This window comes from Hungatella sp. (assembly GCF_046966825.1).
In genome coordinates this window covers 1-10,678 of record NZ_JBKVCZ010000187.1, presented here as the reverse complement: position 1 = coordinate 10,678, position 10,678 = coordinate 1, and the positions used below count along the sequence as shown (strand labels likewise).

The window sequence follows — 10,678 nt, the reverse complement described above, 5'->3', positions numbered from 1 at the left end:
CCTCCAGGCTCATGCAGTGCCTCAAAAATTGTCACATCATATCCCAGCTTTGCCAAATCTCCCGCACAGGTGAGACCGGCAGGGCCGGAACCAATCACGGCAACTTTTTTTCCGTTCTTTACTGCCGGGGCCTCCGGCACAAAACCATGCTCCCTGGACCAATCCGCCACAAAGCGTTCCAGCTTCCCGATGGAAACCGGTTCCCCCTTGATACCGCGGATACAGACGCCTTCGCACTGGCTTTCCTGTGGACATACACGGCCGCAAACTGCCGGAAGAGCAGATGATCTTGCGATGATCTTTGCCGCTTCCTCGAAATCCCCTTCCTCCACTTCCTTAATAAATCCAGGAATATCAATGGATACCGAGCAGCCGGTCATACATTTTGCATTTTTACATTTCAGACATCTGGATGCTTCGTCCATCGCATCTTCCATATCATATCCCAGGCAGACTTCCTTAAAATTTGCTGCCCTTACCTTCGGGTCCTGTTCGCGGACCGGTACTTTTTTTAACATATCCATGTCTGTTCCTCCCGATTAATTGCAGTTTCCACAGCCGCCGTGATGGGTATCGCCTTCCGCTGCTTTCAGCATTGCGCGCCCCTCCTCCGTTTTATAAAGCTGCTGCCGCTTCATTGCCTCATCAAAATTCACCAGATGCCCGTCAAACTCCGGTCCATCCACACAGGCAAATTTCACTTCGTCCCCTACAGTCAGACGGCAGGCTCCGCACATTCCTGTTCCGTCTACCATTACGGGATTCATACTGACAATGGTCGGAATTTCAAGTTCCTTTGTTAGTTTACAGACGAATTTCATCATAATCATCGGTCCGATTGCCACACAGACATCATATTGCTTTCCCTGACTGACTACCAAATCTACGATTACGTCGGTAACCATCCCCTTGCGGACATAGGAGCCGTCATCTGTGGTAATATACAGATTTCCGGATACAGCTTTCATCTCATTTTCCAATATCAGAAGGTCGTGGCTCTTGGCTCCTACAATGACATCTGCTTCTATACCGTGTTCTTTCAGCCATTTCACCTGTGGATAGACCGGTGCAGTACCAACGCCGCCTGCTACAAACAGGTATTTTCTCTTTTTCAATTCCGCCAAATCTTCCTTAACAAACTCAGAGGCTTGGCCCAGCGGGCCGACCAAATCCTGGAATTCATCGCCGGTCTTTAAATGGGACATCCGCTCCGTAGAAGCCCCCACAATCTGGAAGACAATGGTGACCGTTCCTTCTGCCCTGTCGTAGTCACAGATTGTCAGTGGGATACGTTCTCCCTTTTCATCTATCTTTACAATGACGAACTCACCAGGTTCACAGTTCTTTGCCACACGCGGAGCTTCCACATCCATCAGGAATATTTTATCCGCCAGTTGATCCGCCCTTCTGATTCTATACATATTCTGTCCACTCCTATATCTGTTATTTTTCTACGTAAATCTCAAACTCTGAACCGCTTGCCTGTGCCCTGGCTTTCAGTCCCCTGTTTGTAACCAGTTTTACAACATTATCCTTTTGATGTGGTTCACTTACCAGCACACGGAATGGGAACTCTTCATTTTTCAATTCATTCATTACCAGTAAAACAGGTTCCGGACATGCCAGTCCTCTTGCATCCAGTTCTCTCATTTTGCGCCTCCATATTTATACTCTTCACAGATCCATTCCCTCTTGATTTCCCATACCATACCCTGCACATAGGAAGCATCCTTGTTATTATCATCGAATAACCTGCTCCAGCTTTCCATGATTTTTTTCTTTTCAATGGGATAATGAGGGGTTCTAAAAATATCCAGGCAGTGGCTGACACCTCGCCGTTCCAGCCATTGCCCAAACTCCGTTTCATCATTCTGGTCCAGGCTAAGGTAATCAAGATTCAGTATTTTGTTCCATTTGCGGGTATCAAATAGTAACAGCTCCGCTTCAGGCACCTCAAGCTTCAGGCAGGTCATATCATAATCCGGAAAGATATGGTGCTTCTGTCCGTATACCCAGATGGGATACTCCGCGCCTTCCGGCATAGGGACTCTCTCCCTGCCTTTCTCCACAAGGAATTGATACGCCTGCTTAAAACACCACGCCGTGTCCCTATATTTCTGCTCCACGTATTCCCTCTTTGAGACATAGCGGCCTGTCCGTTTCAGGGTATCCATGACAACCTGCTTCTGTCCGCTCCAAACAGTTACCTGATTTTCTTTACTCATCGGCGATTACCTCCTGAAGCCATTCCCGCTTCAGTTCCCACGCAGTTGCATACCCTGTTTGATTGGCCGCGGGCGGCATGGTAAATACCCGTTCCCAGCTTTGTATGATTTCACGCCGAAGCAGCGGGTAAAAGTTCCCTTTGCCCGGTTCTGTCAGCGCCGTCTCATCACTGATTCCATAACGTTCCAACTCTGTGTTGAACCGGCACCGGTCTTCATCATCAACCGGCACATACATGGCATTCCCCCGGTATTCCCATCTCTTGATATCAATCTTCAGGAGTTTCTCCTCCGGCACCTCCATTTTGAATATCACGTTTCCCGGAGATTTTTGCAGCATAAATTCATCAGAAAGCGAAAACCAGATTGGAAACTGCAGGTCCTGAGGTATCGAAAGATAGCGGCGGCTTTCTGTTGTATACCACCGGTACAGTTTCAGATAATAATCCGCAATGGTATCATTTTTCTTCCTGATATACTCTTCCTTTACACAGTAATATCCCGTCTCCATCAATTCTTTCAGCACTTCCGGGACCTGCCTTGTCCAGACGGTCACATTCCCCATAAAAATCCTCCCTGTACAATGGCTAATTTTTCTTACGGCATCCAGCCACTGCAATACCGAAAACGACAATGATACAAATAATGCACGCGATCCGTCCATTCAGGGTGGTTCCATCCCCGCTGGCCGCCAGCCCAAAGTTATGGCATAGAGCCGCGCCGACAAATAGTCCAAGAAATGTCACTGCCGCATCAGAGGAACCCTGTCCGGCCAGGACCAGCTGCCTTAAAGGACAGCCGCCTGCCAGCACTGCTGCGAATCCTACCACATACATCCCGGCCGCATTCCAGAAATGTTCAGCATGTGCAACCGGCTGCCCGGCAAATGACAGGTTGAAGTTACCGCTTATCAGATTATAAACCAGCATGACCACGAACAGGCCGCCGATGACGGAAAGCAGGTCAAAGTTTTTCATCAGGATGACATCCCGGATACTGCCGGCAAAGCACATACGGGACTTCTGGGCCAGCGCGCCAAATACCAGACCGCCGCCAAGTGCAATCAGGACCGGTGCATGCATGCTTCCCGGACCTTTTTCACTGACTGCAAACAAACCCGTTCCGACAGAAAGAATCAATATGACTGCCATGACTGCCGGAAGCACCATACCGCTGACCGCCTTTGTTTCATATGCACGTCCAAGGCTAAAGCCTTTCTTTAAAGCAGCCGTTCCACTGGCTACTCCCAGCGTGAAGCCAATCAGCGCCACATACGCATTCAAATCACCTGCAGACATGCGGATGACCATACGAAGCGGACAGCCGAGAAAAATTAAGGACCCAATCATGATTGCCATCCCCAGAAGGAAACGGATCATAGGCGATGAACCGGCCGAGGAACGGTATTCCTTTGTCATAATGGATATAAGAAACGCTCCTATGATAATTCCCACAATCTCAGGTCTTGCATACTGGACCACCGCGGCAGTATGGAACTTCATGGCTCCTGCCGTGTCCCGGATAAAGCAGGCAACACAGATTGCCATATTAGCCGGATTTCCTGTCATTGCCAGGATGACCGCGATTACACCTGCGGCAAGTCCCGCTGCAGCCAATTTCGTTCTTGTACTTAACTCTTTCATAACTGTATCCCCTATTCTTTTTATATTATAATGATGCTCCTGTCTTCCTCTGCTGACACATATCCCACAGCAGAGACATATCCGCTCATACCTTCCTGTTCGAACTCTTTCAGAATCCGAAACGCCGATTCCCTGGCAACACTGACCAGCAGTCCCCCGGAAGTCTGAGGGTCAAACATGATATCTGCATAAGCCTCTTTACAGCCGTTCAAGTCTACTTTTTTACCAAAATAGTTACGGTTTTTATAAGCTCCTGCGGGAACCAGTCCCATCTGTGCATATTCCAGGGCATCCGGCAGATACTGTATCTGTCCGGCGTCAATGATTAATGAAACCTGGCTTCCTTCCGCCATCTCCACGCCATGTCCCATCAGACCAAACCCCGTCACATCCGTGCATGCATGCACCGGATAGCGCTCCAGAATCATCCTGGCCTTACTGTTAAGCTGGACCATTGCTTCCTGCGCCGCAGCAACCGCGCCTGCTGACGCCACCTCCGCTTTCAAAGCCGTATTGATGATTCCATTCCCTAACGGCTTTGTTAAAATGAGTACATCACCCGGTATGGCTCCATAATTTTTCCAGATTTTCTCCGGATGCACAAAACCGGTCACGCAGAGCCCATATTTGGGTTCCTCATCCTGGACGGAATGGCCTCCGGCAAGGACGGCCCCAGCCTCTTTCACCTTACTGGCGCCTCCCGCCAGGATATCCCCCAGGATTCCCGGATCCAGACAGTTTGGAAATCCGACCACGTTTAAGGCCAGTTTCGGAATTCCTCCCATGGCATAGATATCACTTAATGAATTGGCTGCTGCAATCTGTCCGAATAAAAATGGATCATCCACAATCGGAGTAAAGAAATCCACGGTCTGAATCATTGCAATTTCATCTGTTATCCTGTAGATAGCAGCATCATCTGAAGTTTCCACTCCCACAAGCAGGTTTTCATCATAAAAACTTGGCAGCTTACCCAGAACCTGGGCAAGGGTCTCAGGACCTAATTTTGCCGCTCAGCCCGCGTTCTTAGCAAGCTTTGTCAGTTTTACATCTTTCATTCCAGCCATTTCTTTTCCCCCCTTTCTGACATGATTTACAGGCATATCCTGCTGTCACCATTTTTTCTGGTCAGTTTTTTATCATCAAAGTTTTCCAGGATTATCACTGCATATTTCCTGGAAACCATAAGCCTGTCGCGGAATTCCCCCAGGATAATCTCCTCCTGTTTTTCCTTGTATTCCTGTAATGCCTTCAATGCTTTAATCCAACAGCCGTGATGGATATAATACGGATACTTCAGCTTTACAAGCATGCCTTCACCCGCCAGTTCCTCCACCATCTGTTTTACAAGTTTCTTATTTTTGTATGAATTCATGATTTCTTCCATGGACAGCATTCCGAATGCGTCTGCCAGAAACTTATCCTCCAGTTCCTGCTTCAGCACTTTCTGTTCATCGGAATACTGCACCTGATGTCCCGGGGCCAAAAACAGGTTACTGCTTTCCTTCATATGAGATTCCCGCACCAGATATCTGCATATACTGTCCGCAGCCCCCTCGGTCAGACGGAGTGCTGCAGACAGCCTGCTTCTCATCTCTTCTTTTCCGATTCCCGGAAGAATCGGATTTGTTTTATGGAATTCCATCAGGATATCATCCGACACTTTCACGGCAGAATCAGCAAAGTCCCGGTGCATATAGGTATCCTTAGCGATTTCAATGATACGCTTTTCTTCCAACACCCTTTTCAACAGTCCTGACAGGACGCAAGATGTCTGGCCCATACGAAGTTCCAGTTCTTTTCGGGTCATGAATTTCGGTCCCGCTTCTAAAATCATCTGGACTGCCGCATCTTCTGGAAGCTCCATCGCTTTCCTGGCACAAGCTTTTAAAAATTCCCCGCCCTTTCTTCTCCGGACCGCCGGACATCCATCCAGCACCTGCCCTCCTCCGATGGTCTCAACCGGTGAGTAGAAGCGGATGATGAAACGGTCCCCTCTCTTAACAGCCACTTCCTCCATAAAACGCAGCTGTGCATAACCGGTCTCTCCCGGCTCCAATTCTTCTTTATCGGCCAGTACCACCTTTGCTATTTTTTCCGCCGAACCGATGCTGACATGGACCTTGCTCCGGTTCTTCAACAGCCTCGGGCTTTCTTCCAGGATTTCCAGGGTTACATCCAGTGCCCTGGTACAGTACATGGATCCTTTTTCTGCCAGGACCATTCCTCTTTCAATATCCTCTTTCTTTATATTGGCTAAGTTAATGGCTGTCCTCTGCCCTGCCGCAGCTTCCTCCGTAGTTTCACCATGGGTCTGCAGCCCACGGATTTTGACCGTGGTTTCTGTAGGATATAACTGTATCTCATCTCCAACCCTGCAGCTCCCCTCCATCAGTGTGCCTGTTGCTACCGTTCCGAAACCGCTCATGGAGAAGACACGGTCAACCGGAAGGCGGAAAGGTACCTCCTGGTTTTTTCCGGTCAGTCCATCGCCTGCCATTTCCACAATCAAATCCTTCAGCTTCTCTATGTTCTGCCCTGTATAAGAGGATACTTCGATGACAGGCGCTCCCTCCAAGAACGTGTCCGCCACCATTTCACCGACATCCTCTTTCACCAGTTCCATCCACTCTGCATCAACCAGATCGGATTTTGTGATTACCACAATCCCTTTCTGTATCCTTAACAGTTTCAGTATGGAAAAATGCTCCCTGGTCTGGGGCATGATTCCCTCATCGGCTGCCACTACCAGCAGCACCAGGTCAATCCCCCCAATCCCTGCCAGCATGTTTTTTACGAATTTCTCATGTCCCGGCACGTCTATAATCCCAATGCGGAGTCCCTCCTCATGTTCCAGCTGGGCAAACCCCAGCTCAATGGTAATTCCGCGTTTCTGTTCTTCCTTCAACCGGTCTGTATTGACTCCCGTCAATGCCTTAATCAGGCATGTCTTTCCATGGTCCACATGTCCTGCAGTCCCGACTATGATATTCCTCATCTTCTTCCATCACCTTTTTCCAGTTCTGCAAACGCCTGCACAATCAATGCTTCCTCATCGTTCCATATGGTCCTCATATCTAAATGGACCCGGTCCTGGAATACCCGGACAATAATGGGTACCGGGCCACCCCTGAGCGCCCTCCCCATATCCTCTGCCCGGAACCGCTCGCTGTAAACAGAGATTCCATAGCCCTTCAGCCTGGCAAGAGGGGCTGCCCCGCCTCCAACCTGCTCCTCACATTCTTCTGTGTTGATTTGAAAACCGGTCGTTACGGATGTCAGCGCATTTTTAAGCCCTTCCGCCCGTGCCCGCAGCTCCTCACGGCTTAATGTAAGCATATGCAGTGTAGGAATCTGTTCAACGGCCCGTTTTTCATCAAGATATTCGAAAAATGTACTTTCCATAGCAGCAAGGGTCATCTTGTCTACCCGGAATGCCCTTGCCAGGGGATGTGCCTTCATCTGGTCTATCCACTTCTTTTTTCCAATGATGATACCGCCCTGGGGTCCTCCCAACAGTTTATCCCCGCTGAACATCAGGACATCCACACCGGATTTCAGGGCATCTGCCACGGTAGGCTCATCAATCCCGTAAGCTTTCAAATCAATCATCAGCCCATTCCCCATATCATAAATAACGGGAAGATTGTATTTCCTTCCCAGCTCAGCCATGGACTCCAGGGAAACCTCCTCTGTAAACCCTACGATTCTGAAATTACTGGTATGTACTTTCATCAGGGCCGCCGTCTGCTCCGGGACGATTGCCCGCTCATAATCCTGCGGATTTGTCTTATTGGTTGTTCCGGTCTCCCGCAGCACGGCGCCGCTCTGTTCCATGATTTCCGTCACCCGGAAGGAGCCTCCGATTTCCACCAGTTCCCCTCTGGAAACCACCACCTCCTTACCGGAGGCAATGGAGGAAAGACATAAAATTGTAGCGGCTGCGTTGTTATTTACAACCATAGCCGCCTCTGCACCGGTAATTTTACATATGATCCGTTCCACATGGTCATGCCGGGAGCCACGGCTGCCCTTTTCCAAGTCATACTCCAGATTGGAATAGTTCATGGCCGTCCTTAAGACATGTTCGCAGGCCGCCCCGGACAGCCTGGCCCTCCCAAGGTTTGTATGAAGCACGACACCGGTTGCATTGACCGCTTTCACAAGATGGAATGCACGCTTCTTTTCCACACGTCCAAGAATCCGCTCCATCAGCCCCTCCGGGCAGAACTTTAATTCTCCTGCGTCTGCTGATTTTACATAAGCCCTCAGGGAATCCAGTTCCTCCCTGACAGCCTCCACAATCAGCCTTCTCGCCACTTCCTTTTCCAGTTCCGCTAACCGCTCATCCTTTAACAGTTCATCCACTTTGGGTATCTGTTTCAACACTTCCTGTCTGTCCATCTTCCTGCACTCCTCCTGAACATTATTTACCAGAAACGGGAGAGGTGGGAATCGAACCCACCCGGGAGGCTTCTAACCCCCCACACCGGTTTTGAAGACCGGGAGGCACACCAGCTACCTATCTGCTCCCCAATATAGATAAAACCATACGCAAAAATCCCTCCGCTCTTTTTATCAGCGGGAACGGGAGAGGTGGGAATCGAACCCACCCGGGGGGCTTCTAACCCTCCACACCGGTTTTGAAGACCGGGAGGCACACCAGCTACCTATCTGCTCCCAAGATACTCCGGAGCCTCTTAATCAAGAGATGGCTCCGGGGTTTTGTTTCTTACAAAAAAGCTTCTCAGCTGATATATCCGGCTTTTGAGAGTAACTCCCTTGCCTGCTCCAGCTTTCCATCATTCACCAGCACGATCGGACCGGTACAGCCCATGCCGGACTCTGCATAAATGCCGGCCTGCCATAATACAGCTACGGCATCATCTAAGTCCATGACTTCAATCCCGGCAATCTGTGCTGTCACAACTTCCGCCTGAGGCGCTTTTACGGCTTCTTTCTTCCCATCGGAACTTTTTCCGGAAGATTTACAGCTTTCAAGGATTGCCTTCAGCCCTGCCTTATTGGCTTTTTTAAATTCGGCCCTGGCAATCTGCTGCCATCCGTTTTTCAACAGCTGGTTCGCATATTCCACTGCCCCTGCAATGACCGGAGCGCCGCTGGCTCTGGAGACAATCATGATCAGTTTATCATAATTCTCACCGATTCCAGGTCCATACCCGGAGCCGACTGCTTCATAGCTTCCGCCTGTACCGGAAGCCGAGAATACCTTCATCATCAGGTTTCCTGTCAGGGAATCCATGACCATCACATCGGCGGAACCCATCAATAAGTCATTTCCACGCATGATATTCTCGTCATTTTTCCTGGAGGACATGGCAAGCTTAAAATCAAATCCCTGTTCTTTAAGCTGTACCAATGCCTTCTCCGCCTGCCTTGCACCGTCAATGTTAAGGATTCCCACAGTAGGCTCCTCCACCCCGGCGGCCTTGGCGGCAATGATTCCACACACGGTATTTTTTACAAGGCTGCAGACGCGGTCCGTATCGGAAGTACCGGTGGTGGAGGCCATATAGATTTCCTTTCCTTTTCCGGGAGTCGGGACGCGGCCAACCGTTGATACGCCGATTGGGAATGGGTAATGCATGGTGACAGCCCCGTCAATCTCTCCACTCTTTAACATGGATTCCATCTTTTTATGGCTGTCTTCCCCTTCCACAAGCACACAGGAATATCCCTTTGCCTTAGCAAGCTTCATTGCCTCCAGGACATTTTCCTTCCCGTATTCCGTATCTTCGGCTGCAATACCAATCACGAATTCTTTTTCCTGTTTTAGCGGTGTGCCTGAAGGAACAGCCGCTGCTTCCGGATGGTTTGCCTGGATTACAAAGGATACTCCGTCAAACAGATTCGTCATACGGCCAAGGAACAAACTTCCTTTTCCGATAATCATCGCTCTCTCAATATCACCGCGGAGGATTTCTTCCCGGCACATTCCTAAGTATGGCACGCCGGAGGGGATATGTCCCTGGGTCGGAGCCCAGCCGGTCATTCCGTGTAATTTCACAAAATCCGAAATCTCAGAACGCTCCAACTCCCCGCGTTTTACCCCAAGGGCTGCAATCATCTTGTAGTTGGCTTCCGGCACATCCCCTGCACCCGCTGGCTTTGTGATATCCGGATTCTGCATCTCCGGCGCAAACCGGTCAATATCCTGGAGTCTTAAGCCTGCCTCGTCAAGGGGATTCATGACCAGGGAGCCGATGACTGCCTGAGGGGAGGAACCGGTCCCCACCGTATGACGTCCCACGATGTCGGTTCGGATCTGGGGGCTCTCCCCATCGTCCAAGCTGATTAAGGCGGCAAATCCGGCTATCATATCTTCCAGAATCGGAAGACCTTTTTTCACATGGTCCTTGCCGTTCATTCCCAGCTTCGCGGTACAGCCGCCGGCTGTTACTGCCACATACTTAAAGGTTCCTGCCTTTACTAATGACGCCGCATCCAGAAGTGCGTGGGCCGGACCGGCACAGAATCCTCTGACATCACAGCCGGTTGCCTCCGATAAACCGGCTGTCTCGGCTGCCGCCTTGGCAAAGTTTCCTCCGCCGCGCTGGTTCATATCGCCGCAGGCTTCCTCACTGCAGTCAATGACATACTGGATTTCATCCGCATCTACCCCGGTCACCCGAAGCAGATGGAGGAGGGCAAGGACACTGGAGGCTTTGGATACCAGATTTTCCAGCATGACATGAGCAGATAAGTTGATATCCACATCATGGGCCTTCTTGACAATACCAACCAACCGTCCGTCCTGATACAGTCCTTCCGCATGCTCCTCTTCTACCA

10 protein-coding genes and 2 tRNA genes are annotated in these 10,678 nt (G+C 50.1%); all 12 read right to left on the bottom strand.

From position 1 onward, the window contains the following. A partial coding sequence (locus tag ACLTD4_RS31075; protein WP_412331838.1) for an NAD(P)-binding protein occupies nt 1–524 on the bottom strand: 524 nt, incomplete at its 3' end. Nucleotides 525–539: 15 nt separating this feature from the next. After that, entirely contained in the window at nt 540–1,421 is an 882-nt protein-coding gene (locus ACLTD4_RS31070) for a sulfide/dihydroorotate dehydrogenase-like FAD/NAD-binding protein (protein ID WP_278837069.1), read from the bottom strand. Between the two features lie 22 nt (nt 1,422–1,443). Next, complete coding sequence (locus ACLTD4_RS31065) at nt 1,444–1,650, bottom strand: sulfurtransferase TusA family protein (RefSeq protein ID WP_278837070.1); 207 nt, start codon at nt 1,648–1,650, stop codon at nt 1,444–1,446. Further along, nucleotides 1,647–2,225, bottom strand: coding sequence for a DUF3841 domain-containing protein (locus ACLTD4_RS31060; RefSeq protein ID WP_278837072.1), 579 nt, complete (start codon nt 2,223–2,225; stop codon nt 1,647–1,649). Before ACLTD4_RS31060 ends, ACLTD4_RS31065 begins: the two co-directional genes overlap by 4 nt. Beyond that, nucleotides 2,218–2,790 (bottom strand): DUF3841 domain-containing protein, encoded by a 573-nt coding sequence (locus ACLTD4_RS31055; protein WP_278837074.1) that lies wholly within the window; start codon nt 2,788–2,790, stop codon nt 2,218–2,220. Before ACLTD4_RS31055 ends, ACLTD4_RS31060 begins: the two co-directional genes overlap by 8 nt. A 22-nt stretch (nt 2,791–2,812) precedes the next feature. Then, complete coding sequence (yedE, locus tag ACLTD4_RS31050) at nt 2,813–3,868, bottom strand: YedE family putative selenium transporter (RefSeq protein WP_278837075.1); 1,056 nt, start codon at nt 3,866–3,868, stop codon at nt 2,813–2,815. Nucleotides 3,869–3,888: 20 nt separating this feature from the next. After that, entirely contained in the window at nt 3,889–4,926 is a 1,038-nt protein-coding gene (gene selD, locus ACLTD4_RS31045; protein ID WP_412330022.1) for a selenide, water dikinase SelD, read from the bottom strand. A gap of 35 nt (nt 4,927–4,961) precedes the next feature. After that, the gene (gene selB / locus ACLTD4_RS31040) at nt 4,962–6,866 is read right to left on the bottom strand and encodes a selenocysteine-specific translation elongation factor (protein WP_278837077.1); all 1,905 of its coding nucleotides are present in this window, start codon (nt 6,864–6,866) and stop codon (nt 4,962–4,964) included. Then, the gene (gene selA / locus ACLTD4_RS31035; RefSeq protein WP_278837079.1) at nt 6,863–8,272 is read right to left on the bottom strand and encodes an L-seryl-tRNA(Sec) selenium transferase; all 1,410 of its coding nucleotides are present in this window, start codon (nt 8,270–8,272) and stop codon (nt 6,863–6,865) included. Before selA ends, selB begins: the two co-directional genes overlap by 4 nt. A gap of 36 nt (nt 8,273–8,308) precedes the next feature. Next, nucleotides 8,309–8,402, bottom strand: a tRNA-Sec gene (locus tag ACLTD4_RS31030). A gap of 54 nt (nt 8,403–8,456) precedes the next feature. Further along, a tRNA-Sec gene (locus ACLTD4_RS31025) sits at nt 8,457–8,550 on the bottom strand. Between the two features lie 65 nt (nt 8,551–8,615). Continuing rightward, nucleotides 8,616–10,678: glycine/sarcosine/betaine reductase complex component C subunit beta (gene grdC, locus ACLTD4_RS31020; RefSeq protein WP_412331837.1), on the bottom strand; the 2,063-nt coding region annotated here is incomplete at its 5' end.

Coding starts and splice junctions, on each gene's coding strand:
- selA (WP_278837079.1), bottom strand. CDS start 8,272: ATGGACAGACAGGAAGTGTTGAAACAGATACCCAAAGTGGATGAACTG.
- selB (WP_278837077.1), bottom strand. CDS start 6,866: ATGAGGAATATCATAGTCGGGACTGCAGGACATGTGGACCATGGAAAG.
- ACLTD4_RS31065 (WP_278837070.1), bottom strand. CDS start 1,650: ATGAGAGAACTGGATGCAAGAGGACTGGCATGTCCGGAACCTGTTTTA.
- ACLTD4_RS31060 (WP_278837072.1), bottom strand. CDS start 2,225: ATGAGTAAAGAAAATCAGGTAACTGTTTGGAGCGGACAGAAGCAGGTT.
- ACLTD4_RS31070 (WP_278837069.1), bottom strand. CDS start 1,421: ATGTATAGAATCAGAAGGGCGGATCAACTGGCGGATAAAATATTCCTG.
- ACLTD4_RS31055 (WP_278837074.1), bottom strand. CDS start 2,790: ATGGGGAATGTGACCGTCTGGACAAGGCAGGTCCCGGAAGTGCTGAAA.
- yedE (WP_278837075.1), bottom strand. CDS start 3,868: ATGAAAGAGTTAAGTACAAGAACGAAATTGGCTGCAGCGGGACTTGCC.